At 72.3% G+C, this 26,638-nt stretch carries 23 protein-coding genes; 2 read left to right on the plus strand and 21 right to left on the minus strand.

What is annotated here, in order from left to right:
• Positions 1–39 precede the first annotated feature (39 nt).
• From ACWD35_RS03055 to ACWD35_RS03100, 10 genes are all read right to left on the minus strand, one after another.
• Positions 40–1,737, minus strand: coding sequence for a flavin monoamine oxidase family protein (locus ACWD35_RS03055; RefSeq protein ID WP_451349390.1), 1,698 nt, complete (start codon positions 1,735–1,737; stop codon positions 40–42).
• 56 nt (positions 1,738–1,793) lie between these two features.
• Positions 1,794–2,582: a carbon-nitrogen hydrolase family protein gene (locus ACWD35_RS03060; RefSeq protein WP_451349391.1), complete on the minus strand. Its 789-nt coding sequence runs from the start codon at positions 2,580–2,582 to the stop codon at positions 1,794–1,796.
• 228 nt (positions 2,583–2,810) lie between these two features.
• Entirely contained in the window at positions 2,811–3,191 is a 381-nt protein-coding gene (locus tag ACWD35_RS03065) for a DUF742 domain-containing protein (protein ID WP_451349392.1), read from the minus strand.
• 7 nt (positions 3,192–3,198) lie between these two features.
• Positions 3,199–3,636, minus strand: coding sequence for a roadblock/LC7 domain-containing protein (locus ACWD35_RS03070; protein WP_451349393.1), 438 nt, complete (start codon positions 3,634–3,636; stop codon positions 3,199–3,201).
• Complete coding sequence (locus tag ACWD35_RS03075; protein ID WP_451349394.1) at positions 3,626–6,100, minus strand: nitrate- and nitrite sensing domain-containing protein; 2,475 nt, start codon at positions 6,098–6,100, stop codon at positions 3,626–3,628. Before ACWD35_RS03075 ends, ACWD35_RS03070 begins: the two co-directional genes overlap by 11 nt.
• Positions 6,101–6,201: 101 nt before the next feature.
• A complete protein-coding gene (locus ACWD35_RS03080) occupies positions 6,202–7,671 on the minus strand; it encodes an HAD-IA family hydrolase (RefSeq protein ID WP_451349395.1) in 1,470 nt (489 codons plus the stop codon).
• Between the two features lie 14 nt (positions 7,672–7,685).
• Positions 7,686–8,762, minus strand: coding sequence for an ABC transporter ATP-binding protein (locus ACWD35_RS03085; RefSeq protein WP_451349396.1), 1,077 nt, complete (start codon positions 8,760–8,762; stop codon positions 7,686–7,688).
• A gap of 5 nt (positions 8,763–8,767) precedes the next feature.
• A complete protein-coding gene (locus ACWD35_RS03090) occupies positions 8,768–9,586 on the minus strand; it encodes an ABC transporter permease (protein WP_451349397.1) in 819 nt (272 codons plus the stop codon).
• Entirely contained in the window at positions 9,571–10,470 is a 900-nt protein-coding gene (locus ACWD35_RS03095) for an ABC transporter permease (RefSeq protein ID WP_451349398.1), read from the minus strand. Before ACWD35_RS03095 ends, ACWD35_RS03090 begins: the two co-directional genes overlap by 16 nt.
• Positions 10,467–11,624, minus strand: coding sequence for an ABC transporter substrate-binding protein (locus ACWD35_RS03100; protein WP_451349399.1), 1,158 nt, complete (start codon positions 11,622–11,624; stop codon positions 10,467–10,469). The genes ACWD35_RS03095 and ACWD35_RS03100 overlap by 4 nt, the downstream gene beginning before the upstream one ends.
• A gap of 236 nt (positions 11,625–11,860) precedes the next feature.
• Between ACWD35_RS03100 and ACWD35_RS03105 the strand changes: the two genes are divergently transcribed.
• Positions 11,861–12,601 (plus strand): GntR family transcriptional regulator, encoded by a 741-nt coding sequence (locus ACWD35_RS03105; RefSeq protein ID WP_451349400.1) that lies wholly within the window; start codon positions 11,861–11,863, stop codon positions 12,599–12,601.
• 28 nt (positions 12,602–12,629) lie between these two features.
• Here the strand turns inward: ACWD35_RS03105 and ACWD35_RS03110 are convergent, their stop codons facing one another.
• From ACWD35_RS03110 to fmt, 9 genes are all read right to left on the minus strand, one after another.
• A complete protein-coding gene (locus ACWD35_RS03110; protein ID WP_067129751.1) occupies positions 12,630–13,082 on the minus strand; it encodes an Lrp/AsnC family transcriptional regulator in 453 nt (150 codons plus the stop codon).
• A 27-nt stretch (positions 13,083–13,109) separates the two neighbouring features.
• On the minus strand, positions 13,110–14,600 hold the full coding sequence (locus ACWD35_RS03115) for an amino acid permease (RefSeq protein WP_451349401.1): 1,491 nt from the start codon (positions 14,598–14,600) through the stop codon (positions 13,110–13,112).
• 309 nt (positions 14,601–14,909) lie between these two features.
• Positions 14,910–16,352, minus strand: a complete 1,443-nt coding sequence (locus ACWD35_RS03120) for a GuaB1 family IMP dehydrogenase-related protein (protein WP_451349402.1) — start codon at positions 16,350–16,352, stop codon at positions 14,910–14,912.
• Positions 16,353–16,483: 131 nt separating this feature from the next.
• Positions 16,484–16,825 carry a barstar family protein gene (locus ACWD35_RS03125; protein ID WP_451349403.1) on the minus strand — a complete coding sequence of 114 codons (342 nt, stop codon included), beginning with the start codon at positions 16,823–16,825 and terminating at the stop codon, positions 16,484–16,486.
• Positions 16,822–17,262, minus strand: coding sequence for a ribonuclease domain-containing protein (locus ACWD35_RS03130; RefSeq protein ID WP_451349404.1), 441 nt, complete (start codon positions 17,260–17,262; stop codon positions 16,822–16,824). The genes ACWD35_RS03125 and ACWD35_RS03130 overlap by 4 nt, the downstream gene beginning before the upstream one ends.
• Before the next feature lie 51 nt (positions 17,263–17,313).
• Positions 17,314–18,357: a sugar-binding transcriptional regulator gene (locus tag ACWD35_RS03135; RefSeq protein ID WP_451349405.1), complete on the minus strand. Its 1,044-nt coding sequence runs from the start codon at positions 18,355–18,357 to the stop codon at positions 17,314–17,316.
• A 90-nt stretch (positions 18,358–18,447) separates the two neighbouring features.
• Positions 18,448–19,134 carry a ribulose-phosphate 3-epimerase gene (gene rpe / locus ACWD35_RS03140; protein WP_451349406.1) on the minus strand — a complete coding sequence of 229 codons (687 nt, stop codon included), beginning with the start codon at positions 19,132–19,134 and terminating at the stop codon, positions 18,448–18,450.
• 114 nt (positions 19,135–19,248) lie between these two features.
• Positions 19,249–20,667: an RsmB/NOP family class I SAM-dependent RNA methyltransferase gene (locus tag ACWD35_RS03145; protein ID WP_451349407.1), complete on the minus strand. Its 1,419-nt coding sequence runs from the start codon at positions 20,665–20,667 to the stop codon at positions 19,249–19,251.
• Positions 20,668–20,718: 51 nt separating this feature from the next.
• Positions 20,719–21,651: a methionyl-tRNA formyltransferase gene (gene fmt, locus ACWD35_RS03150; RefSeq protein WP_451349408.1), complete on the minus strand. Its 933-nt coding sequence runs from the start codon at positions 21,649–21,651 to the stop codon at positions 20,719–20,721.
• 256 nt (positions 21,652–21,907) lie between these two features.
• Between fmt and ACWD35_RS03155 the strand changes: the two genes are divergently transcribed.
• The gene (locus ACWD35_RS03155; protein WP_451349409.1) at positions 21,908–22,450 is read left to right on the plus strand and encodes a hypothetical protein; all 543 of its coding nucleotides are present in this window, start codon (positions 21,908–21,910) and stop codon (positions 22,448–22,450) included.
• A gap of 532 nt (positions 22,451–22,982) precedes the next feature.
• Here the strand turns inward: ACWD35_RS03155 and ACWD35_RS03160 are convergent.
• Both ACWD35_RS03160 and metK read right to left on the minus strand, forming a co-directional pair.
• On the minus strand, positions 22,983–25,136 hold the full coding sequence (locus ACWD35_RS03160; protein ID WP_451349410.1) for a primosomal protein N': 2,154 nt from the start codon (positions 25,134–25,136) through the stop codon (positions 22,983–22,985).
• A gap of 121 nt (positions 25,137–25,257) precedes the next feature.
• The gene (metK, locus tag ACWD35_RS03165) at positions 25,258–26,481 is read right to left on the minus strand and encodes a methionine adenosyltransferase (protein ID WP_451349411.1); all 1,224 of its coding nucleotides are present in this window, start codon (positions 26,479–26,481) and stop codon (positions 25,258–25,260) included.
• Positions 26,482–26,638 lie beyond the last annotated feature (157 nt).

Genomic DNA, 26,638 nt, shown 5'->3' on the forward strand with positions numbered 1-26,638 from the left:
CCGCCCGCGCCTCGGTCGGGGGTGTCCGCTGAATCCCGGTCAGTCCTCGGGCAGTTCCACCGGAGCGATCTCGTCGTAGCGGTCGCCCGGGCCCGGGTTGGTCGGGTCGGTGGCGCCGCCGAACTGGTGCATGACGCCCCAGACCGCGTTCAGCGCGGTCTGGATCGCGCCCTCGGCCCAGCCTGCCGTCCAGGAGATGTCGTCACCGGCGAGGAAGATGCCCCGCTTGTCCTCGGGCAGCCGGTCCTGCATGAAGTGCGTGAACAGGCGGCGCTGGTAGCGGTAGTGGCCCGGCAGGTTGGCCTTGAACGCGCCCATGAAGTAGGGCTCGTTCTCCCAGGAGACCGTCACCGGGTTGCCGATGATGTGCTTCCGGATGTCGACCTTCGGGTAGATCTCGCCGAGCGACTTCAGCATGACCTCCATCCGCTCGCTCGCGGACAGCGGCAGCCACTTCAGGCTGTCGTCGCACCAGGTGTAGGACAGGCAGATCACGGCGGGCTTGTCCGGACCGTCGTCGAGGAGGTAGGTCCCGCGCGTCATACGGTCGGTGAGCGTCATCGACATGACGTCCCGGCCGGTCTGCTCGTCCTTGTCCAGCCAGAACGGCCGGTCCACGGGCACGAAGAGCTTCGAGGACTCCATGTAGTGGGTGCGCTCGATCGCGGTCCAGTGGTCGATCGGGAACAGCGAGTCGTCGCAGGCGATCTTGGACAGCAGCATCCAGGACTGGGCGGTGAAGATGGCCGACTTGTAGGTGCGGATGTCGCCGTTCGCGTCCGTCACGGTGATCTGGTTGCCCGCGGTGCGGTGCAGCCGGGTCACGGCCGGCTTCGGCTCGCCGTCCACGTGCAGGGACTTCAGCGAGGTGCCGTACGGCCAGTGGACGATCTTCTCCGGCTCGCGCTCCCACAGGCGCAGCGGCAGCTGCTGGGAGCCGCCGACGATGCCGCGGTGGTGGTCGTCGGCCTCGGTGTAGACGACCCGCAGGATCTCCAGGATGGAGTTCGGGAAGTCGGTGTCCCAGCCGCCGGTGCCGAAGCCGACCTGGCCGAAGATCTCGCGGTGCCGGAAGGACTTGAAGGCCTCGGAGTCGCAGAGGAAGCCGTAGAAGGTCTGGTTGTCGAGCTTCTCGACCAGCTTCGCCCAGATCTCGCGGATGCGCGGGACGTCCCGCTCGCGCATGGCGCGGTTCATGTCGGAGAAGTCGGCGCCCTCGTCGAGGCACTTGTTCCAGGCCTCGGCGACGTCACGGTAGACCTGGGGCAGGTCATCGATGGTCTCGGCGTAGTGCGACTCGCCCTTGAGGTCCACGACGGTGGACGGGGTGGCCTCGGCCAGCGGGTTCGGGAAGGGCCTGGTCTCCAGGCCCACCATGTCGATGTAGTGCTGGAGGGCGGTGGAGGAGGGCGGGAAGCGCATGGCGCCCATCTCGGCGGTGAGCGAGTCGTCGCAGCCCTCGAAGCCGACGGTGCGCAGCCGGCCGCCGATCTGGTCGGCCTCGTAGACGACGGGCTTGAGGCCCATCTTCATCAGCTCGTAGGCGGCCACGATGCCGGACAGACCGCCGCCGATGACGGCGACCTCGGTGCCGTGCTCGGTGGCCGGCACCTGGCCGAGGCCCGCCGGGTGGGCGAGGAAGTCGTCGTAGGCGTAGGGGAAGTCCGGGCCGAACATGGTGATCGGCGGCTGCTGCTCGTCGGCGTGCTCGACGGCGTTGGGCACCGTGGACGTCATGGGGTACGGACTCCTTGCGCGAGGTGAAACAGGGGGAAGCGTGTGAGGCGGGTCGCTCAGACCAGGGCCCCGTACAGACCGGGGCAGCGGTCCTTCAGGTACGGGTTGGCCTCACGGGACGCGGCCAGGAAGGCGGGGTCGGCGTCGGCGACCACCAGCTGCTCGGTGCGGCCGGCACGGGTGCGGGCGATGCCGTCGGGGCCGGCGAGGGTGGAGAGGCCGACGAACTCGAACTCCCCTTCCTGTCCGACCCGGTTGACGTACGCGACGTACATCTGGTTCTCGAAGGCGCGCACCGGGATCATCGACTCGGGGACGAACTGGAAGGGGTGCATCTGCGCGGTCGGGACGACGAGGAGGTCGGTGCCGGCCAGCGCGTGGGCGCGGACGTTCTCCGGGAACTCGACGTCGTAGCAGATCAACAGGCCGACGGTCAGGCCGTTCAGCTCGGCCTGGACGACATGCCGCTCGCCCGGCGTGAAGTGGTCCCGCTCGAAGCAGCCGAAGAGGTGGGTCTTGCGGTAGTTCGCGAGCCGGGTGCCGTCGGCGGAGATCAGCTGGGCGGAGTTGTAGACGGTCTCGCCGTCGCGCTCCGGGTAGCCGTACACGATCGCCACACCGTGCCGCGTGGCGGTCTCCGCGATCGCGTCGGCCGAGTCACCGTCGGCGGGCTCGGCGAGCCGGGCGATGTCGTCCCCGATCGCGTACCCGGTCAGGAACATCTCCGGCGTGGCCAGCAGCGCGGCGCCCGCAGCGGCGGCGCGGCCCGCGGCCTCGTCGAGGACCTTGAGGTTCTCGGCGATCGAGCCGGGGCGGCCGGAGCTCTGGAGCAGGGCGGTGCGCATGCGTGATCCTCACCGGTACGGGGGGTTTGGGGGCCAGTTAGAAGGTACGGTCGGTGCGCTCGGCCGGACAAGAAGGAGCCGTTGCGCGCCGGTGCGCGGATCGTTGCGTGCGGCGGGGATCGGACGGCGATTCGTTGCGCGCCCTCCGATGGAGTTCCCGAGCTGGACGGGAGACGTTCCCGCACTGGACGGCCGGGGTTCCCCGGCCGGACCGCCTGGAATCCCGGGCTAGAGCTCCTTCAGCCGCTCCACGATCTCCCTGAGCAGCCCCGGGTCGGCGGCCGGGGCGCCGGGCAGCACGCGGCGGGGCAGGTCGACGCGGATCAGGCCGGCCTCGGCGAGGTCGCCGAGCAGGACGCGGACGACGGTCAGCGGCAGGTCGGCGTCCGCGGCCAGCTCGACCACGGGGCGCGGGCCGCGCCGGACGAGGTCGAGGAGTGTGGCGCGGGAGTGGTCGATGCCGGGCCCTGCCACCACGTTCTCCACCGCGGTGACCTGGGACATCAGGTCGATGGCATGGCGGCCCGCGGGTCGGGTGCGGCCCCCGGTCACCGTGTAGGGGCGCACCATCGACCCGGTCTCGTCCTCGTACCAGTGCTCGTCGTTCACCGCGGGATCATGGGGTAAAGCGGGCGGCGGCGTCCAGGTGGCTGCCGAGCCTGCGGACGAGCAGGGCCATCTCGTGGGCGAGCTGGCCGACGTCGGTGCCGGCCTCGCTGAGCACGGCGAGCCGGCTGCCCTGCCCGGCCGGGGTGATGAACAGGTAGGCGTCCTCCAGCATCACCATGGTCTGCCGCACCTCGCCGGCATCGAACCGGTCTCCCGCCGAGCGGGCCAGGCTGTGGAAGCCCGAGCAGACGGCGGCCAGGTGCTCGATGTCCCGCCGGCGTATGCCCTCCGAGCCGCTGAGCGGGAGGCCGTCGGCGGTGAGCAGGACGGCCTGGCGGACGTGCTCGGTGCGCGCCACGAGGTCGTCCAGCAGCCAGCCGAGATCCGTACCGGGCGCTTCGGCGGGCGCCGCGGGGCGCTCGGGGGTCTGCTCGTCACCGTGCATGGTCGGTGTCCGTCCCTTCGTGGGCGTCGGTGGACGACGCGCCATCCGCGTCGCCGGTCGCGGGCAGCCCCTTACGGCCACGGTCCAGACCGCGCTGGAACGCCCCGAAGATGGCACGCATCTCGTCGGCATCGGCCTCCGGCGCGGCCACCGGTTCCCGGGACGCCGGGTCGTCCCGCAGCTCGGGGGCGAGGGAGGCTTGCCGGGTGCGGGTGGGTAGGGCGGGGGCGGCGGCGCGGGGCTCGGGCTCCGGGTCGGGGGCCGTAGCCCGCGGGACAGAAGCGACAGCCGGGGCCTCCTGGCCCGTGGCACCGACCCTGGTATCCGGGGCCAAGGCGGTGGCCTGCGGTTCCGGGGCCGGTGTCGGCCTGGGCCGTTTCCGGGTGGGCAGCTCCGGTACCGGTGCGGGCCCGGGCGCGGGCCGGCGTTCCGTCGGCAGCTCCGCGACCGTGGTCGTCGGCTCGGCGGGCCCCTGCGCGGAACGCGCCGGCAGCCGTCGTACCTCGGCCCCGACCCCCGCCGGCTCCAGCTCCTGCCGCGCTCCCGGCGCCGGGGTTCCCTCCGCCAGCACTCCCACCGGCAGCAGTACCACCGCCGTCGCCCCCCCGTACGGCGAATCCCCCAGGCTCACCCCGATGCCGTGGCGGGCGGCGAGGCGGCTGACGACGTAGAGGCCGAGGCGGTCGTGGCGGGTGGGGTCGAAGGAGTCGGGGTCGGTGAGGGTGCGCCGGGCGTGCTCGCGCTGTTCGTCGTCCAGGCCGAGCCCTCGGTCGTCGATCTGCAGGACGAAGCCGGCACCGGCCCGGCCGGTGCGCAGCGTGACCTCGGTGTGCGGCGGCGAGAACGCCGTGGCGTTCTCCAGGAGTTCGGCGATCAGGTGGACGACGTCGGCGACCGCGTCCGCCGCGACGCCGGCCTCCGGCATCGGCGGCACCACCACGCGCGCGTAGTCCTCGATCTCGCTGACGGCCGAGGCGACGACGTCGGCGAGGGGCACGGGACGGCGCCAGCGGCGGCCGGGGGCGGAGCCGGAGAGGATGATCAGGCTCTCCGCGTGCCGGCGCATGCGCGTGGTGAGGTGGTCGATGCGGAACAGCTCGCGCAGGATGTCCGGGTCCTCGGTGCGCCGCTCCAGCTTGTCCACGAGCTTCAACTGGCGGTGCACCAGCGCCTGGTTGCGCCGCGCGATGTTGAGTAGCACCGCGAACAGGCCCCGCCGCAGCGTGGCTTGCTTCACGGCGGCCTCGACGGCGGCCAGGCGCGCGGTGTTGAAGGACCGGCCGACCTGGCCGATCTCGTCGGCGCGTACGTCGTCCGCGGCGAGCGGCGGCGCCTCGGCGACCGCGTCCACCTCCTCCCCCGCGCTCAACCTGCGCATGACGTCCGGGAGTTGCTGTGTCGTGAGGACGTCGGCCGCGTCCCGCAGGGTCTCCAGGCGGCGTGAGATGCGCCGGGCACCGCGCACCGCGAACCACAGGGACAGCGCGACGGCGGCCAGCCCTACCGCGCCGACGACGGCCGACTTGGTCAGCTCCTGGTAGGCGAACGCCCGCCCGCGCGCGGCGGAGTTCTCGGCCGAGCGAGTGCACAGCTGCATGTAGCGCTTGACGGCCCGGTCGGTGGTCGTGCGCCAGGAGTCCGCCGCGACGGCCCGTCCCGCGCGGCCTGCCCCGGCGCGCAGCAGCGCGTCCTCGCCCCGCACCAGGGAGCGGTGCAGCTCCCCGCGCTGGAACTCGTCGAACAGGCCGCGCGAGTCGGCGGGCAGGTCCGGCACGTACGTCCGCTCGAAGACGCGCCGGTCCTCGATGGTCGCGGTCAGGGTGTCGTACTGCCGGTCGGTCAGGCTGCCGGCCGCGCGGGCCCCGGCGACCAGGGCGTCCTCCCGGGAGACGAACTCCCGTACCCGGACCAGCTCGATGACGACCTGTGCCTCCCGGGCGAGCTGCCCGGCCTGCAGGGCGGTGAGCGTGGACTGGACGTCGAAGCCGGGTTCGACGAGCGCGCTGTACTCGTCGACCGCCTTGTCCCAGGAGATCCGCCGGGCGAGCACGGCGGAGCGCAGCTGCTCCAGCTTGCCGGTGGCCGCGACCATGACGTCCAGGGCCTGGCGCTGCCGCCGGCTGAGCCGGCCGCGGTCCCCGCCCTGGATCGCCTCCCGCATGGCGTCCACCGCCCGGTCGGTGTGGCGCTGCTGCCCGAGCAGGTCGCCCGCCGTGGCCGGGTCGAGGCCGGCGCCCAGGTAGGCCGCGGACATCCGGCGCTCGATCTGGATCTGCCCGATCGCGGTGTCCACGGGGGTGCCGTAGTCCTCGTACACCCCCTGGAGCCGGATCAGTGCCCGCAGTTCGCCGGTGACGGACACCATGGCGAAGCTCCACAGGGCCATCAGCGCGACGGCCGGGGCGAGGGCGAGCGCCACGATCCGCGTGCGGACGGTGGAGGGACGGCCGACGGGCCAGCGCATGGAGTACCTGCCCGGTATTACCAGTCAGTAGCAATGGAAAGTCCGGCACAACCTACGGGATCAAGCCACTGGCCGCAATGGTGACCTCAGGTAACCCCGGGTCAGATCCGGTCCACGGCGAACGTGGTGACCACGGCCGCGTGGTCCGAGGGCCAGTCGTTCCCGGCGACCTCGGGCCAGGGGCTCGGGGTGCCGGTGACCAGGGTCCGCGCGTCCCGCACGGTCAGGCCGCCGCAGTGCAGGACGTAGTCGATCCGGTCCTGCGGCTCGGGTCGCCCGCTGCCGTCCTCGTGCACGGGGTGGATCGGCGACCAGGTGTGGCCGGGCTCGGCGGCCGGGTCGGGGTGGGCCTCGCGGAAGGAGTCGGCGAAGCCCGCGTCCTCGGCCGCCTTCGTCACCGGCCAGGCCACGTCCGGCCAGTCCAGGTGCGAGGGGCAGTTGAAGTCGCCGACGAGGACGACCGGGACGCCGTCGCGCGAGGACTCGGCGATCCGGCGCAGGGTGTCCCGCATCTGCGCGAGCCGCACGTCCTCGTGGGCGATCAGCTCGGCGGCCGGCAGCCCGTCGAAGACGGACTCGTAGGGGCCGTACGGCGTGTAGTAGAGATGCGAGGTCCACACGTCGACCTCACGGCCCGGCGCGACCTCGATCCGGACGCCGGCGGCTCCGTAGAAGCCGACGTCGGGGTCTCCGAACCGGGCGGTGATGGGGTGGCGGCTGAGGATGCCGAGGTTCTCGCCCGCCGCGTGGTGGTGCCAGCCGAGGAGCCCGGCGAGTTCCTGCGCGGAGGTGTGGGCCGTCTCCTGGAGGCCGACGACGTCGGCGTCGCTGGCCAGGATGGCCTTGACCTGCTTGGCCCGGTGGTCGTCCACCGCGCTGCCGCCGAGCCACAGGTTCCAGCTCATGACCCGGAGTTCCGTCGCGATCATGTGCTCCAACTCCTCCGTGGTGACGCCGACCAGGCTGTCCCGCACGGTACGCCCCGGCGCGCCGCCGATCGGCGCGAGCGAGGGCACGGCGAGCACGGCGCACCCGGCGGCCTCGGCGGAGGCCACGCCGGTCTCGGTGTCCTCGACGGCCACGCAGGCCGCCGGGTCGACGCCGAGGGCGCGGCAGGCGGCGAGGTAGGGGTCGGGGGCGGGCTTGGTGCGGGGCGTGTCGTCGGCGGTGACGGAGGCCGCGAAGCGGTGGGCACCGAGGGCCTCGAGGACGACGTCGGCGACCGCGCGCGGGGACGCGGTGACCAGGGCGGTGGGGACGCCGTCGCGGGCCAGCTCGTCCAGCAGTTCGCGGGCGCCGGGGCGGGGCACGATGCCGGTGCGGACGCGTCCGGCGAACTCGCGGTGCAGGTCGGCGGCGAGGTCCGCGTCCGCCCGGCCGGTGGACGCGGCGAGCCAGGCCGCCGTGTGCTCGACGGGGCGGCCCAGCACGTCCGGCTGGTCGGCCTCGGTCAGCGGGCGGCCGGCGACCTGCTCGACCGCCTCCCACCACAGGCGCTCGGTGTCGACGAGCGTGCCGTCCATGTCGAACAGGACGGCCTGAAGCGGGCGCCCGGGGGTGTGGGGGGTCACGGTTCTGTCTTTCCTCACTTCTGGATACGTTCGGCCACCAGCACCGGCCGCTCGGGCAGCGACACACTCACGGCGCTCCCGGCGCCGAGCCCGGCGGCGTCGTGGGCGGGCAGGTCGGCCTTGGCCTCGGTGCCGTCGGCGAGCCGTACGGTGACCCGGACGACCGCGCCCAGGAAGGCGGTGGCGACGACCCGGGCGCTGCCCTGCTCGTCGGCCTGTACGTGGACGGCCTCGGGCCGCACCAGCACGTCCACAGCCCCGTCCGCGACCTCGCCATCGGCCGGCAGCCGCTGTCCGAGCACTTCGGCCGTGCCGTCCTTCAGCTCGCCCGGGATGCGGCTCATCGTGCCGACGAACTCGGCGACGAAGGCGGTGGCGGGGCGGCCGTACAACTCTGCGGGCTCGGCGCACTGTTCGAGCCGTCCGCCGCGCATCACGGCGACCCGGTCGGCGATGGACAGCGCCTCTTCCTGGTCGTGCGTGACGAACAGGGTGGTGATGCCGAGCTCCTGCTGGAGCCGGCGGATCTCCTCGCGCAGGCTGAGCCGCACCTTGGCGTCGAGCGCGGACAGCGGTTCGTCGAGCAGGAGGACGCGCGGGCGCAGGGCGAGCGCACGGGCCAGCGCGATGCGCTGCTGCTGCCCTCCGGAGAGCTGGTGCGGGTACCGCTCCCCCTTGTCGCCGAGGCCGACCAGCTCCAGCAACTCGGCGGCGCGGGCGCGCCGTTCGGCCGTACGGACCTTGCGCATGCGCAGTCCGAAGGCGACGTTGTCGACGGCGTTCAGGTGCGGGAAGAGGCTGTACGACTGGAAGACCATCCCGGCGTCGCGGCGGTGGGCCGGGACATGGGTGACGTCCTCGCCGTCCACCAGCACCGCGCCGGCGTCGGGGTGTTCGAACCCGGCGAGCATGCGCAGCGCGGTGGTCTTGCCGCAGCCGGAGGGGCCGAGCAGGGCCAGGAACTCCCCGGGGTGGACGGTCAGGTCGAGTCCGTCCAGGGCGACGGTGGTGCCGAACTCCCTGCGGAGTCCGCGGAATTCGACGGTGGCGGCCTTCTGGCCGGCGGCCTTCTCAAGCGTGGTGGCGGTCATGGTGTTCATCCCCGGGAGGAAGCGGTTCGGGTACGGCCGCCGGCACCGGCGAGCGCGAGGAGCAGGGCCCAGGTGACGAGCAGGCTGAGCACGGAGACGGCGACGGACATCTGGGCCTGCGATTCGCCGACGTTGTAGATCCACACGGCGAAGGGGGTGTAGCCGAGCAGATGGGCCACGGTGAACTCGCCGAGGACCAGGGCCAGCGTCAGGAAGCCGGAGTTCAGCAGCGCCCCGCGCAGATTCGGCAGGACAGCCTGGACGAGGGCCTGCGGCCAGGAGGCGCCGCAGCTGCGGGCCGCCTCGACGAGGGTCCGTACGTCGATCGCGCGCAGGCCTGCGTCCAGAGCCCGGTAGACGAACGGCAGCGCCATCACGACGTAGGCGAGGACCAGCACTACGGGGAAGTTCTCGTTCTGGATCGCCACGAACGTCTGGAACAGCGGGGTGCGGGACAAATGGTCCGGCCCCCACTTCAGCACGGTCACGATCCCGGCGGAGAACGCGATCGGCGGCACCACCAGCGGCAGCGAGCACACCAGCTCCACCACCGGCCGCAGCCGGGGCGCGCCGAGCCTGAGCGCGACCACGGCGGGCACCATCAGCAGCAGCACGACGGCGATGGTGGCGGCGGCCAGCTCCAGCGAGAGCAGCAGGCTGGAGACGAAGCCGTCGGCGGACAGGATCTTGGTGTAGGCGTCGAAGGTCACGCCCTGGCCGGGCGCGTCGATGCTGAAGACCACGGACGCGCCGAGCGGCACCAGGAAGTACAGGGCGGCCAGGCCGAGGACGGCCCAGCGCCAGGGAGTCAGGCGTCGAGCCATCGGGCGCTCCGTCGTTGCAGGGGCAGGTACACGGCCATCACCAGGCCGGCCACCAGGACCATGTCGAGGCTGAGGGCGAGGGCCACGTTCTCCTGGCCGACCAGCACGTTGCCGGACAGGGCGTCGGCGATCTGCAGCGTGACCAGCGGGACCGCGCTGCCGACCATGGCGGCGGCGGTGGCGTAGGCGGCGAAGGCGCTGCCGAACAGCAGCACGAAACCGCCGAGCAGGGAGGGCGCGAGCACGGGCAGGGCCACGTGCCGCCAGTACTGCACGCCGGTCGCGCCGTTGTTCAGCGCGGCCTCCCGCCACTGGGCCCGCAGGCCGTCCAGGGCCGGGGTGATGGTGAGGACCATCAGCGGGATCAGGAAGTACAGATAGACGAGGACGAGGCCCCAGAAGCTGTACAGGTTCCAGCCGCTGTCCCTCAGGCCCAGGTGCACGGTCAGCACGCCCGCGTTGCCGAGGGTGGCGACGAAGGCGAAGGCCAGCGGGACACCGCCGAAGTTGGCGAGCACGCCGGAGGCGGTCAGCACGGCCTCGCGCAGCGCGCGGGAGCGGGAGCTGACCACGGCCTGGGCGAGCGGCAGCCCGAGCAGAGCGCCGAGTCCGGCGGAGATCGCCGACAGCTTGACGCTGCCGACCAGGGCGGTGAGGTACGGGCCCTGCAGCGAGTTCGTCAGGTTCTCGCCGGTGTACGACGTGGCGCCGCTCGTCGGGTCCTTGACCGTGAAGGCGCCGTTCAGCATGGCCAGGGCGGGCAGGCCGAAGGCGATGGCGGTGAACACCAGCAGCGGCACCACGGCGAGCCAGCCGGGGGCGCGGCGCCGCCGCTTCGCCGAAGCGACGGGCGCCACGTCCGCACGCGTGAGAGCGGCGGTCATCCGGAGACGGCCTTGCCCCAGCCCTGCGAGAGGACCGTCTTGGCCTTGCTCTGCTGGTCCTCGGTCGGGAAGGAGGGGGTGCCGGTGACCTGCGGGAGGCTGGCGGCGGCGGTCTTGTCGAGGGTGCCGGCCTTCTCCATGGCGGGCATCAGGGCCGGGCGGGCGAAGCCCTGGAGCCACAGGTTCTGGCCCTCGGCGCTGTACAGGTACTCCTGCCACAGGCGCGCGGCGGCCGGGTGCGGGGCGTCCTTGGTGACGGCCTGGGAGTAGTACTGGGCGTACTGGCCGTCGCTCGGGACGGAGACCTTCCAGTCGAGGCCCTTGGACTTGAACTCCTTGGCGTAACCGGCGTTCAGGTAGTCCCAGTCGATGCTGATGGGCGTCTCGCCCTTCTCGACGGTGGCCGGGGTGGACTCGACCGGCGTGTAGTTGCCGTTCTTCTTCAGCTTGGCGAAGAAGTCCAGGCCGGGCTGGATGTTGTCGAAGGAGCCGCCGCCCGCGAGCGCCGCGGCGTAGACGCCACCGAAGGCCGAGCCGGACTTGGTGGGGTTGCCGTTGAGGGCGACCTGGCCCTTGTACTGGGGCTTGAGGAGGTCCTTGAAGGTGGTCGGGCACTCCTTGACGCGCTTGGCGTCGCAGCCGATGGAGATGTAGCCGCCGTAGTCGTTGAACCAGCGGGCCTGCGGGTCCGCCTGGCCGGCCGGGATGTCGGCGAAGGAGGCCACCTTGTAGGGCGCGAGCAGGCCCTGCTGGGCGGCGCTCAGCGCGAAGGAGCTGCCCAGGTCGAGGACGTCGGGGACGCGGTCCTGGCCCTTGCGGGAGGTGACGGCGTTGATCTCGTCCTGGCTGGTGCCGTCGGGGCTCTCGTCGTCGATCTTGATGCCGTACTTCTTCTGGAAGCCGTCGATGATGGCGCCGTAGTTGGCCCAGTCGCGGGGCACCGCGATGATGTGCAGCGAGCCCTCCTTCTTGGCCGCCTTGACCAGGGCGTCCATGCCGCCGAAGTCGGCCGCGGAGGTGGCGGTGGCGGCGTTCTTGCCGTCCTTGGTGGTGGTCGCCTTGTCGGGGGCGGCGCCGCAGGCGCTCAGCGCGAGCGCGGCGACGACGGCGAGGGAGCCGCCGAGGACGGCGTTTCGCGGCAGGGACACGGTCACGGTCTCTCCAGGGGTGCGCACGGGGGTGAGGCAGTGCGATGGGCTTGTTGCCGAGAACTTGTCGAGAACTTGTCTGAACAAGTTGACCCAAGTACGCCCGCACCCGGTGTCCTGTCGGTGAACGCAGGAGAAACCCTGTCCCCTGATTCGCTGCACAGTTACGGTTGACACGGATCACCTGAATCCGTCGATTAGGCTGGTCACGCTGTGCACAGCCGCCTACGCAGAGGGGAAGCATGACGGCGCGACACGAGGAGATCGCCGACGAACTGCGGCGAGCCATCGACCGTGAGGAGTACACGGTCGGCAGCCGGCTGCCCTCGGAGTCGGAGCTGGCCGGGCACTACGGCGTGTCCCGCGGCACGGTCCGCCAGGCCGTCGCCGCCCTCACCTCCGAGGGCCTGATCGGCTCCCGGCAGGGCGCCCGCCGCGTGGTGCTGGCCAGCCGCCGCAGCCAGAGCTTCGAGGAGCTGCGCAGCTTCGCGCAGTGGGCGCGGGCGATGGGCCGCGAGGCCACGGGCCATGTCGCGGCCCAGGAGTACCGCCCGGCCACGCACGAGGACGCGGTGCGGCTCCAACTCGCCGTCGGCACACCGGTGTTGCACGTGCTGCGGGTGCGCGGCCTGGACGGCGAGCCGGTGCTGCTGGAGCGGACGGTGTACGCCGACTGGATCTCCCCGGCGGTCGAGGCCATCGAACCCGACTGCCCCTCGGTCACCCAGCGCCTCTACGACGACACGGGCCTCGTCTTCGCGTACGGGGAGCATGTGATCGACGCGGTCGCGGCGGGCGCGCAGGACGCCGAGCTGCTGGGGGTCCGCCGTACGAGCCCGCTGCTGCGGGTGCAGCGCGTCACCACGACACGCGAAGGGCGCCCGGTGGAGTGGTCGGACGACCGCTACCGCTCGGACGCCGTGAGCTTCAGCGTGCACAACTCGATCGGGAACAACGCGCTGGCGCGGAAGACGGCGGAGTAGAGCTCCCCGCCCGCGCACCTGGGGATTTTTAGCCCGGCGCGCCCGAAGAGAACCGCCGGAGCAGCGGCGAGAGCACCAGCACCGACTTGGTCCGCTCGACGAACGGCTCCCCGGCGATCCGCTCCAGCACCCGCTCGAAGTGGCGCATGTCGGAGGCGAATACCTGGGCGATCGCGTCCGCGTCGCCGGTGACGGTCGACGCGGCCACGACCTCCTGGTAGCGCTCCAGCCCCCGCTGGATGGTCTCCGGCGATGTGTTGCGCCGGCAGTGGATCTCGATGTAACCCTCGGTCTCCCAGCCGAGCGCCGCCGGGTCCACCCGGACGGTGAACCCGGTGATGGCTCCGGTGGCGCGCAGCCTGTCCACGCGCCGCTTGACGGCGGGCGCGGACAGGCCGACGAGCTGCCCGATGTCCGCGTAGGAGCGGCGGGCGTCCTCGGCGAGGGCGTGCACGATGCGTTCGTCGAGATCGTTCAGCACTGAGGGTGGTTCACTTCTTCGGTTCGGTCACTTCTCTGCCGGCACCGCAACGTCCTGCTCGGTCGCGAGACGGGAACGGCGATAGCCGTATACGAAGTAGAACACGAGCCCGACCGCCATCCAGACACCGAACACGATCCAGGTGACGCTGGACAGGCTGCCCATCATCCAGACACAGAACGCCAAGCCGAGCGCGGGGAGCACCGGCGACAGCGGCACGCGGAAGGTGCGGTTCATGTTCGGGCGGGTGCGGCGCAGCACGACCACGGCGATGTTGACCAGGGCGAAGGCGAACAGCGTGCCGATGCTGGTGGCGTCGGCGAGCTGGCCGAGCGGGATCGCGGCGGCGAGGACACCGCAGAACACCGACACGATGATCGTGTTGGCGCGCGGCGCACCGGTCTTCGGGTGGACCTTGGCGAACACCTTGGGCACCAGGCCGTCGCGGGACATCGCGAAGAGGATGCGGGTCTGGCCGTAGAGCACGGTCAGGACGACGCTCGCGATGGCGATGACGGCGCAGAACGCCAGCAGGGTGCCCCAGAAGCTCTGGCCGGTGACGTCCTTCATGATCTGGGCGAGCGCGGCCTCGGAGTCGTTGAACTGCCGCCACGGCTTGGCACCGACGGCGACGGCCGCGACCAGCACGTACAGGGCGGTCACGATGACGAGGGACAGCATGATCGCGCGGGGCAGGTCGCGCTGGGCGTTCTTCGCCTCCTCGCCGGCGGTGGAGGCGGCGTCGAAGCCGATGTAGGAGAAGAACAGCGTGGCACCGGCCGCGCTGACGCCCGCCATGCCGAGCGGCATGAAGTGCGAGTAGTTGCCGGACTTGAAGCCCATGAAGCCGATCGCGCAGAACAGCACGAGCGCGGCGATCTTCACGCACACCATGATCGTGTTGGCCCGCGCCGACTCCTTGGCACCGCCGAGCAGGAACACCATGGCGAGCATCACGACGATCAGGGCGGGCAGGTTGAAGATGCCGCCGTCGACGCCGGGCGGGTTGGCCAGGGCGTCCGGGATGGTCACGCCGATGGTTCCGTCGAGCAGCTCGTTCAGGTACTCGCCCCAGCCGACGGCCACGGCGGCGACCGAGACGCCGTACTCCAGGAGCAGGCACCAGCCGCAGACCCAGGCGATCAGTTCGCCCATGGTTGCGTATGCGTACGAGTACGAGGAGCCGGCGACCGGGATGGTGCCCGCCAGCTCGGCGTAGGACAGGGCCGAGAACAGCGCGGTGAGACCGGCGATCACGAAGGAGAGGGTGACGGCCGGACCCGCCTTGGGCACGGCCTCGCCGAGGACGACGAAGATGCCGGTGCCGAGGGTGGCGCCGATGCTGATCATGGTCAGCTGCCACAGTCCGAGGGAGCGCCGCAGCGAGCCTCCCTCACCGTGGCCGCCCTCCGCGACCAGGCGTTCCACTGGCTTGCGACGCATCAGCCGCGCGGCGACGCCCGGGGATGCAGGGGCGGCCGTTCGTTGGTTCTGCGGGGGTGCGCCTTGGTCGAGCACGCGCTGGCTCCTTATCGCTGGCGTTCAGATGGAGCGGGGACGGGCGGGGGCCTGCGAGGGCAGGAACCCGCCGAGCGGAGTCCCCGCCACGCTACGTACAGCGCAGCACCCTATGAGGCCGGGCTTCACGTGCGTAATGCAGCAACCTTGCGCATCCCCGGATGATCATTGCGTTCATCCTGCCGGTATGACAAATCGTTGCGCGTGGGCTACCGAACGTTGCGCAAGGGACTTTTCGGGCGCGGAAACGGCGACGGCCCCCGCTTTCCCGTCAAGGAGAAAGCGGGGGCCGTGCTCGATCGGCTCGGGTCAGTTCCAGCTGGCGTGCAGCGGCTTGCCCTCGGCGTAGCCGGCCGCGCTCTGGATGCCGACGATGGCCTTCTCGGCGAACTCCTCCAGGGAGGAGGCACCGGCGTAGGTGCAGGAGGAGCGGACGCCCGCGATGATCGAGTCGATCAGGTCCTCGACGCCCGGACGGGCCGGGTCGAGGTACATGCGGGAGGTGGAGATGCCCTCCTCGAACAGCGCCTTGCGGGCCCGGTCGTACGCCGACTCCTCCGACGTACGGTTGGCCACCGCACGCGCGGACGCCATGCCGAAGGACTCCTTGTAGGCGCGCCCGTTGGGGTCGTGCTGGAGGTCGCCCGGCGACTCGTACGTGCCGGCGAACCACGAGCCGACCATCACGTTGGACGCGCCGGCCGCGAGGGCCATGGCCACGTCGCGCGGGTGGCGGACACCGCCGTCGGCCCACACGTGCTTGCCGTACTTCTTCGCCTCGGCGGCGCACTCCAGGACCGCGGAGAACTGCGGCCGGCCCACGCCGGTCATCATGCGCGTGGTGCACATGGCGCCGGGGCCGACGCCGACCTTGATGATGTCCGCGCCGGCGTCGATCAGGTCCTTGACGCCCTCGGCGGAGACGATGTTGCCCGCGACGATCGGCACCTGCGGGTCGAGCGCGCGCACCACCTTGATGGCGCTGATCATCGACTCCTGGTGGCCGTGCGCGGTGTCGATGACGAGCGTGTCCACGCCCGCGTCGAGCAGCTGCTTGGCCTTGCCCGCCACGTCGCCGTTGATGCCGACGGCCGCCGCGATGCGCAGCTTGCCGTCCTGGTCGACGGCCGGCGTGTACAGCGTGGTGCGCAGGGCGCCCTTGCGGGTGAGGATGCCGGCCAGCTTGCCGTCCTTGTCGACGGCCGGGGCGTAGCGGCGGTTGTGCTGGTCGAGGGTGTTGAAGGCCTCGCGCGGGTCGATGTCCGCGTCCAGCAGGAGCAGGTCCTTGGACATGACCACTTCGAGCTGGGTGAAGCGGTCGACGCCGGACAGGTCCGCGTCGGTGACGACGCCGACGGGCCGGTGGTCCCCGTCGACGACCACACCGGCGTTGTGCGCCCGCTTGGGCAGCAGCGCGAGCGCGTCGGCGACGGTCTGGTGCGGGGCCAGCACGATCGGGGTGTCCAGCACCAGGTGGCGGCTCTTCACCCAGGAGACGACGTCGGTGACGACATCGATCGGGATGTCCTGCGGGATGACCACCAGGCCGCCGCGGCGGGCCATGGTCTCGGCCATGCGGCGGCCGGCGATGGCGGTCATGTTGGCGACGACGAGCGGGATGGTGGTGCCCGTGCCGTCCGGCGAGCTGAGGTCCACGCCCTGACGCGAGCCCACCGCGGAGCGGCTCGGCACCATGAACACGTCGTCGTACGTCAGGTCGTACGCGGGCTGGATGTCATTGAGGAAACGCACGTGCTGCACATCCCAGTCGATCAGAGGTGACCCCCTGACGGGTGCGCCAGGGGGAAAGAGCACGTACTTCATTGTCCCATGTGGCAGCCCTGTCATGCCCCCACAGAACATCCAGGCTGCCCGGAGAGGCCTTAGGAGGATCCTCCAAGGGTGAGGACGACGGCGAGCGCGGGCGTGCGGTCCACCGCCTCGGCGAACACGTCCTGCGCGGTCCGCCACTCGTCCGCAGCCGCCTCGGCGTACGGCCGCCAGCCCCGCACGACGAGCAGCAGCCCCTGCTCGACGGCCGCCTCGGGCCAGACGGTGTGGTCGGAGAGGGAGTCGACCAGCGCGTCCCAGTTCCGCCCGAACCAGTCGGGCAGCGCCAGCGCGCGGGCGACCCGGTCCATCAGGCCCGCCTTGTCCATGACCCCGTCGAGGTCCAGGGTGACGACGAGCCGCCCCGTCAGGTCCTCTGTCGACTCAATGCTCATCTCAGCACCGCCCGGAACGACTTGTAGTGATCATCGGTGTAGTAGATCTCCGCGTGCTCTCCGGCGACGATGCGCCGGGCCCCGCGGTCGCGCGAGCCGGGTGTCCGCACCGTGTACTCGTGGTAGTAGCCGCGCTCGTGCCTGGGCAGCCGTCCCTCGAAGTTCCCGAAGACGACCCCGTCCCGGGCGTACGGAAAGGGTCCGCCCTGGTCGATGAGGGCCAGGGTCTGACGGGCCTCGGCGGGGAGCTCGGACGCCTCGACGGTGCGCATGCCCCGGACCCAGGCAGGGGTCGGGACCGCTGTGCCCGTCGAAGGATGCGTGGTGGAGGAGGCCGAGGAGCACCCGGTGAGCAGGGCGGCAAGGACGACCAGAAGCCCCGCGAGCGCGCGGGGCACGCATCGCCCGAGCGCCTGGGGGACGAACCGCAGCAGCATGCCGACGATGCTGCCACGGCCGTCCCGCTACGACGACGCCACGACCCGCCGTCAGGACCCGTCGGGATCCGCGCGGTTGAGCGCGGGCTTCGGCGTCGGCCCCGCCGTCATCAGGTAGTCCGCGGCCGAGGTGTCCGTGACCAGGCTGGTGACCAGCCCGGAGCGGAGCACCGCGTCGATCGCGGACGCCTTGCGCTGCCCGCCCGCGATCGCCACGACCTCCGGGACACGGCGCAGCTGGTCGGCCGTGACCGTGATGCACCGCTCCCCCAGGTCCCGCCCGATCCGGCGCCCCTCGGCGTCGAAGAGGTGCGCGGACATCTCGGCGGCGACACCGAGGGAGGCGTAGTGCGCGCGCTCCTCGTCGCTCAGCATGTCGTGCACCGTCGAGATGCCCGGCTCCCAGGAGCCGATGGAGACGCAGGCGACCGTGACCTTGTCGAAGTACTCGTAGGCCCGGGCGATCCCGGTCTGGTTGCGCAGCGCCGTCGCGGTGGCCGCGTCCGGCAGCAGCATCGGGGCGTAGATGGGGTGCGCGTCGCCGCCGGAGACCTGCGCGGCCCGGCGCACCGCCTCCACGGAGCCGCGCTCGGCGGTCCCGGCGTCGTACACGCCCGTCAGCTGGACCACCGTGCAGGGCGGCAGCCGGTCGAGCGCCGCCGCCATGTTGATGGTGGACCGGCCCCAGGCCAGACCCAGTACGTCCCCTTCGTTGACGAGTTCGCCGAGCAGGTCGGCGGCGACCTCGCCGAGGTTCTCGGGGTCGGGGGTCTCCTCGGCCTCAGCCGGGGACTCGACCACGACAGCGTGCCTCAGGCCGTAGCGGGCGCGGAGCGCGTCGGAGCGCTCGGCGTCCAGCTCGGCCGGCACACGGATCTCGATGCGCACGAGATCCCGTTCGAGGGCGGTTTCCAGGACCCGGGCCACCTTGAAGCGGCTGACGCCGAACTCCTCCGCGATCTGGATCTTGGACTTGCCCTCGAGGTAGAAGCGGCGGGCCATGGCCGCCGCCTGCACCAGCTCAGCGGGTCCCATCCGCATGGCTGACCGGCCCGCCGACATACCCGACACGGCGATCTCCTCACTGCTGTTCACACTCTGGACTCGCCGTTCATCCTTGCAGATTCGGCGTAACTGATCTGCCCTGATGGGCGCCGTTCACTTAAGCGTTCACGTTTAGACGGCTCAGTGGCCGCATGACCAGGACGCCTTGGCCGTGGCCGCCTCGGCCTGGGCGCGCAGCGCACGCACGGCCTCCGCCGGATCCTCGGCGCCGTACACCGCGGAACCGGCGACGAAGACGTCCGCGCCCGCGTCCGCGCACCGCTCGATCGTCGAGGCCGAGACACCGCCGTCGACCTGCAGCCAGAGCTGGAGACCGTGCTTGTCGATCAGCTCTCTGGTACGGCGGATCTTCGGCAGCATGATGTCGAGGAAGGCCTGGCCGCCGAAGCCCGGCTCGACCGTCATGATCAACAGCATGTCGAGTTCCGGCAGCAGGTCCTCGAACGGCTCGATCGGCGTCGCGGGCTTGAGCGCCATCGAGGCGCGGGCGCCCTTGGCGCGGATCTCGCGGGCCAGCCGCACGGGGGCGGCGGCGGCCTCCACGTGGAAGGTGACGGACGAGGCGCCCGCCTCGACGTACTGGGGCGCCCAGCGGTCGGGGTCCTCGATCATCAGGTGGCAGTCCAGCGGGGTGTCCGTCGCACGGGCCAGGGACTCCACGACCGGCACGCCGAGCGTGAGGTTCGGGACGAAGTGGTTGTCCATGACGTCGACGTGAAGCCAGTCGGCGCCTTGGACCGCCTTGGCCTCCTCCGCGAGTCTCGCGAAGTCGGCGGACAGGATGCTGGGATTGATCTGCGCGGCCATGACCCAAGACTGCCATGCCCGGAGCACTGATGTTCGCCTCGGTCCACAGGCGAGGCCGTTCGTCCTACTTGTCCTACGGTATGACGACGCCTGTGGAGAGAGCGAGCCCGCGGGTCAGCCGGTGCGGCGGATCAGCGCCAGGTACATCGCGTCCGTGCCGTGCAGATGCGGCCACAGCTGCACATCCGGCCCCTCGCCGAGCGCGGGGACGCCGGGCAGCATCGGACGGGCGTCGATGAGGTCGGTCTCCGGGCGCTGCTTGAGCACGTCGGCGACGACCGCGCGGGTCTCGGCGAGGTGCGGCGAGCAGGTCGCGTAGGCGACGACCCCGCCGACGCGCACGGAGTCGAGCGCGGTGAGCAGCAGGGCGCGCTGGAGCGGCGCGAAGCTGTCCAGGTCCTCGGGGCGCCGCCGCCACCGCGCCTCGGGCCGCCGGCGCAGCGCGCCGAGCCCGGTGCACGGCACGTCCATCAGTACGCGGTCGAAGGTGCCGGGCCGCCACGGCGGCCGGGTCCCGTCGGCGGCGATCACCTGATAGGGCCCGGGGTTCCCGGCCAGCGCCTTGGCGACCAGACCGGCCCGGTGCGGCTGCTTCTCGGAGGCGAGCAGCGCGGCTCCCCGCTCGGCGGCCAGGGCGGCGAGCAGCGCGGCCTTGCCGCCAGGCCCCGCGCACCCGTCGAGCCACTTCTCGTCGCGCCCCTCCAGCGGCGCGTTGGCCAGGGCAAGGGCCACCAGCTGACTGCCCTCGTCCTGCACCCCGGCCCGCCCCTCACGCACGGCCTCGACGGCACCCGGCTCGCCGCCCTCGGTGAGCCGCACGGCATACGGAGACCAGCGCCCCGGCACGGCCGCGTCCTCGCGCAGCAGCTCCTCGGCGGTGGCCCGCCCCGGCCGCGCGACGAGGGTCACCTCGGGCCGCTCGTTGTCGGCCTCCAGCAGGTCCTCGATACCGGCCCGGCCGCCCCCGAGCGAGTCCCACAGCGCGGAGACGACCCACCGGGGGTGGGAGTGCACGACCGCGAGATGGTCCTCGGCGTCCTCGTCGTAGGGCGGCGCGACCTTCTCCAGCCAGCCGTCCAGGTCGTCCTGGGCCACCTTGCGCAGCACGGCGTTGACGAACTTCGCCCGCCCGTCGCCGAGCACGACCCGCGCCAGCTCGACGGAGGCGGACACGGCCGCGTGCGTGGGGATCCGCGTCCCGAGCAGCTGGTGCACGCCGAGGCTGAGCACGTCGAGCACCGGCGGGTCGACCTCGCGCAGCGGCCGGTCCACACACGCGGCGATGACCGCGTCGTACGTGCCCTGCCGACGCAGCGTCCCGTACACCAGCTCGGTGGCGAGGGCGGCGTCGCGCGTGTCGAAGTCGCCCTTCTCCCGTGCCTTCCGCAGCAGCGGCGGCAGCACGAGGTTGGCGTACGCGTCCCGCTCGTCGACCGCGCGCAGCGCCTCGAAGGCGAGCATGCGGACGGGGTCCTTCTGGGGACGGCGGTAGGGCTTGGCGGGCTTACGGGGCCGCCGGGACTGCTCAGTCACGAAAAGGTGCTCCGGATATGGATTGATGTACGAATCCCAGCGTACGTCGGGTCAGCCGCCGAGGGTCTCGCGCTCGGTGATGCGCACGCCGCGCGCCCAGTCGGCCGCGCGCATCGGCTTCTTGCCCTGGGCCTGCACCCACAGCAGCTCGACGGCGTAGGAACCGGTGCCGACGTGCACGCTGTTCTTGCCGACGGCCAGCTGCCCCGGGGCGAGGTCGGTCCGCTCGGGCACGGGCGTGACCTGGATGAGCTTGAGCCGCTCGCCCCGGAAGCTCGTCCAGGCGCCGGGCGCCGGGGTGCAGCCGCGCACCACGCGGTCCACGCGGAGCGCGGGCGTGGCCCAGTCGACCTGCGCGTCCTCGACGTTGATCTTCGGTGCGAGGGTGATGCCCTCGGCGGGCTGCGGTACGGCCTTCAGGGTGCCGTCCTCGATGCCGTCCATGGTCGCGGCGAGCAGTCCGGCACCGGCAAAGGCGAGCCGGGTGAGCAGGTCACCGCTGGTGTCGGTCGGCCGGACCACCTCGGTGACGGTCCCGTACACCGGCCCCGAGTCGAGCCCCTCCTCGATGAGGAAGGTGGACGCTCCGGTGATCTCGTCCCCGGCCATGATGGAGTGCTGCACCGGCGCGGCTCCGCGCCAGGCGGGCAGCAGCGAGAAGTGCAGGTTGACCCAGCCGTGCGCCGGGATGTCCAGGGCCGCCCTGGGCAGCAGGGCGCCGTAGGCGACTACGGGGCAGCAGTCGGGCGCGATCTCCTTCAGCCGCTCCAGGAACTCGGGGTCGCGTGGCCGGACCGGCTTCAGCACCTCGATCCCGGCCTCCTCCGCCCGCTCGGCCACGGGCGACGCGACCAGCCTGCGCCCCCGCCCGGCCGGCGCGTCGGGCCGCGTGACGACGGCGGCCACCTCGTGCCGCCCGGAGGCGATCAGAGCGTCCAGAGCGGGAACGGCGACCTCGGGGGTACCGGCGAAGACGAGCTTCATGGGCAGGATCGGGCCTCTCGGGCAGGGTTGGACGGGCAGCGCACCAGTCTATGACCAGCTCCCCCTTCACCACCCCACAGGTTTCCCGGCGGGCGGGCACAGGTGGTGCGCGGGTGGGCGACAGGCGTACGCATATGCCCGTACGCCCCCAGCCCGTGACCAGCGGAGCGGAAACGCGTTGGTCAAGAGAGAGTTGACCACATCGGGCCCCTTTCACGGCCCAATTCCTTTCAACGCCGGTTCGAGAGGCTTGTTCATGGCCGACCACGCAACCCACGACGCCCAGGCCCGGGCCAGCCTGCACTTGCTGGTGCGGGACATCGAGCGGGTCCGCCGCCAGGTGGACGCCCTGCGCACGCTCACCGCCCAGTTGGGCAACGTCTACCGCCCGCGCCGCTCCGGCCCGTCCACGGGCTTCGTCGTCTACGGACGCGCCCCCGCCCCGACGGTCCGGCTCGCCCAGGAACTCCGGGACAGTGTCGAAACCCTGGTCACGGCCGCCGTGGACTTCGACCGCTCGCTCGGCTTCTCCTGGGACGCGGTGGGCTCGGCGCTCGGGGTCACCAAGCAGGCGGTGCACCGCCGTTACGGCGCCCGCCGCACCGCGGCCCAGGCAGCCGCCGAGACCGAGGGGACGCCGGAGCCGTCCGGCACCCGCACGCTCAACGTGAACTCCGGCCTGCCCGTGGTCCCGACGGTCCCCGCAGCCCGCTCCATGCCGACCCAGCCCACCGCCGGCAGCCCAACGCTCCGCGACGACGCCCGCCCGACAGCCTTCCCGGGGCCACGCAACGGCTGACACCACCTCACCCTGCCCTCCCGGAGAACGGCCGGGAGGGCAGACACGTGCGGGTATGCGCGCGGGCGCAGCCATACGGCGAACCGGACACTTCGGGGCTCCGCCGAGCCGACGCCCTGAGGCCCGCAGGCATCACCGCCCGAAGCGCCGCCGCCCCGAAGCTCGCGACCCGCAACGCCGAAGCCCCCGAGGCCCGGCAGCCTCGCAGTCGCACGACCGAGCGAGCCAGCAGCCCTCGGGGCCACTTGCCCCGCGATCAGAAGCCCCCTCAGGCCCGAAGCCGCACGACCCGGCAGCCCCTCACCCCCACGCATCCCCGCCACGCCCAGGCCACACAGCCCCAAAATGGCGCGGCGCCGCAGCCCTCGACCCCGCCAGGCGGGTCAGGAGGCCGGGCAGCCCCGTAGTCCCCAGGCCGAGCGAGCCCGCGGCCCCGCCAACCCGAAGCCACGCGCCCCACGCCCCGACGGCCCCGCAGCCCGCAGCCCGCAGCCCGCAGCCCGCAGCCCGCCAGGGCATAGCTCCCGCAGGGTCACCCGATATCCGGCGGATCGATCCGCACCCGCACCCGTGCCGCCTCCCCGCTCCCCCGTGCCATCCGGGCTGCCATCGCATTCTTCAGGGCGGCGGCCAGTGTCGCCCCGCTGCCCGGTGGCACGCGGACGAGGGCGCGTTCCCAGTGTTCTCCGGGCGGCGGGGCACCGGGGCGGCGTGGTCGGCCGGGGAGGGTGGGCGGTAGCGGAACCGGCCCCAACACCTCTGCGTCCGGCGGCAGTTCGGTCGCGCTCAGGAACTCGGCCACGGCCTCCGTGGTACCGGACACGGCCGCCATCCGCGACACCGGCGGGAAGCCCAGTTCGGCCCGCTCGGCCAGCTCGCGGACCGCGTGCCCGACGGGGTCCCAGCGCACTAGGGCCTGCACGGGACGCAGGGTCGGCTCGGCGACGACGACCACGGTCCCCCGCTCACCCTGCGGCCGTACGAGGGCCCCGGCCGCGATCCAGCGGCGCAGCGCGTCCTCCCCGGCCCGCAGGTCGGGGCGGCACAGCATGGCCCAGCCGTCCAGCAGCAGGGCCGCCGCGTAGCCGCCCTCGGCGACCGGCTCGGCGCCCGGTGTGCTCACGACCAGCGCGGGCGTGCCCGGCACAGTGTCCAGCACGTGCTCCCGTCCGGAGGTCCGCACCGGTACGGCGGGAAAGGCCCGCCCCAGTTCCTCGGCGGTCCGGCGGGCGCCCACGACCTGGGCCCGGAGCCGGAAGCCGCCGCACTCGGGGCAGTGCCAGGAGCTTTCCTCGCGCCCGCACCAGTCGCAGCGCAGCACGCCCGCGTCCTGGCCCTGGAGCGGCCCGGAGCAGTGTCTGCAGCGGGCGGCGGCGCGGCACTGGGCGCAGGCCAGGCGCGGCACGTAACCGCGCCGGGGCACCTGCACCAGGACGGGCCCGTGCCGCAGCCCTTCCCGGACGACCTGCCAGGCGAGGGTGGGCAGCCGGGCGGCGCGGGCGGCCTCGTCGCGTGCGAGGTCGTCGTCGCCGACGGTCCGGACGAGGGGCGCGGTCCGTCGCGTCTGCTCCCGCCCGGCGGCCAGGGGCCGCGCCCAGCCGCTCTCCACGAGCTGCGCGGCCTCCACCGTGCAGCTGAAGCCGCCCAGCAGGAAGGCACACCTGTCCAGCGCGGCGCGCAGCAGCAGGACGTCCCGGGCGTGCGGCTGCGGGGCGTGCGGCTCGCTGTGGCTGTCGTCGCCGTCGTCCCAGATGGCGACGAGTCCCAGGTCCCGCACGGGGGCGAACATGGCCGCCCGGGTCCCTACGACGGCCCGTACGGCCCCCCGCCGCACGGCGAGCCACTGCTCGTACCGCTTCTCGGGTCCTGCGTCGGCGGTGAGCAGCGCGTGGCGGCCCTCGCCGAGCACGGCGGTCAGCGCGGCATCGACGCGCGCGGCGGCACGCCCGTCCGGTACGACGACGAGCGCACCGCGTCCCGAGGCGAGCGTGGCGGCGACGGCACGGGCCAGCTCCTCGCTCCACAGCGGCCCCGGCAGGGCGTTCCACACCGCCCTCGGGGCTCCCCCGGAGGCCAGCGACTCGATGAAGGCTCCCCCGTGCTCGTACCGCGCCCAGGACCCGGCATCGGGCGCGGCGGGCGCCGGCAGAGGCTCGGGCGACGGCCGCCGCTCGGCCCGCGCGCTGCGGGGCGGCACGGCCAGCTGCAGCACATCGGCGAGGCTCCCGGCGTACCGGTCGGCGACGGCCCGCGCGAGCCCCAGCAGTTCCTCGCTCAGCACGGGCTCGGGCGACACGACCTGGGCGAGCGCGGCCAGCGGTCCGGAGTACTCGGACTCGGCCCGGCGCTCGACGAGGAACCCGTCGATGAGGCCCCCGCCCTCCCGGCGCCCTTCCCGCACCCGGTGCCGCCCGGCCCCGAACCGCACCCGCACCCGCACCCCGGGCTGCGCGTCGGCGTCCAGCTCCTCGGGCACGGCGTAGTCGAAATACCGGTCGAGATGCAGGACACCCTTGTCGACCAGCACGCGCGCGACGGGCAGCTCCTTGGCCAGCGCCGCGCCTCGCCACGTCCGCGGCTTGGCCCGCGGCACCTTGGCCCCGCGCACGCTCTCCCGAATGAGCGCAAGCTGCTCCGGCGGGGCCCCTTCGCCCCCGCCGCCCCCCGGCCCGTTCTCGCTGCTCACGCTTGCATTCTTACCAAACCCCACTGACAAACGGCCCTGGGAGCGGCGCCCGGGCACACGAGACGCCGAGGCCCGGCCCCCCGAAGGGAGGCCGGGCCTCGGTGAGAGATCCGTGTGGGGCCTACAGGCCCACGGCCTTGCGCAGGGCGTCCACGCGGTCCGTGCGCTCCCAGGTGAAGTCCGGCAGCTCACGGCCGAAGTGGCCGTAGGCGGCGGTCTGGGAGTAGATCGGGCGCAGCAGGTCGAGGTCGCGGATGATCGCGGCCGGACGCAGGTCGAAGACCGCGTCGATGGCCTTCTCGATCCTCTCGGTCTCGACCTTGTTGGTGCCGAAGGTCTCGACGAACAGGCCGACCGGCTCGGCCTTGCCGATGGCGTAGGCGACCTGGACCTCGCAGCGGGCGGCCAGGCCGGCCGCGACGACGTTCTTGGCGACCCAGCGCATCGCGTAGGCGGCCGAGCGGTCCACCTTGGACGGGTCCTTGCCGGAGAAGGCGCCGCCACCGTGGCGGGCCATGCCGCCGTAGGTGTCGATGATGATCTTGCGGCCGGTGAGACCGGCGTCACCCATCGGGCCGCCGATCTCGAAGCGGCCGGTCGGGTTGACCAGCAGGCGGTAGCCCTCGGTGTCCAGCTTGATGCCCTCGTCGAGGAGCGCCTTCAGCTCCGGCTCCACGACGAACTCGCGGATGTCGGGGGCCAGGAGGGACTCCAGGTCGATGTCCGAGGCGTGCTGGGAGGACACGACGACGGTGTCGAGGCGGACGGCCTTGTCGCCGTCGTACTCGATGGTGACCTGCGTCTTGCCGTCCGGGCGCAGGTAGGGGATGGTGCCGTTCTTGCGGACCTCGGACAGGCGCGCCGACAGGCGGTGCGCCAGGAAGATCGGCAGCGGCATGAGCGTCGGGGTCTCGTCGGTCGCGTAGCCGAACATCAGGCCCTGGTCGCCCGCGCCCTGCCGGTCCAGCTCGTCGAATTCTCCACCTGCGGCGGCACCCTCGACGCGGGACTCGTACGCCGTGTCGACACCCTGCGCGATGTCCGGGGACTGCGCGCCGATGGACACCGAGACGCCGCAGGAGGCGCCGTCGAAGCCCTTCTTCGAGGAGTCGTAGCCGATCTCCAGGATCTTGTTGCGGACCAGGGTGGCGATGTCTGCGTAGGCCTTGGTCGTGACCTCACCGGCCACGTGCACCAGGCCGGTGGTGATCAGCGTCTCCACGGCGACCCGGGAAGTCGGGTCCTCACGCAGAAGCGCGTCGAGAATCGTGTCGCTGATCTGGTCAGCGATCTTGTCGGGGTGACCTTCGGTCACGGACTCCGAGGTGAACAGGCGACGGGACACAACGCTCCCTGGGGTTGCAGCGGCTGCTGGCTGATCATTGGCGGACGACACGGGGGGCTGCGCCCGGCGTCGTCCGGGAACAGTTTATCGGTCGCACACGGCCGCCGGCCCACGTGTCTCGCCTCTTGGGAGCGCTGTGACCTGCGGCACGGGCATT

Source organism: Streptomyces sp. NPDC002671 (assembly GCF_053592475.1).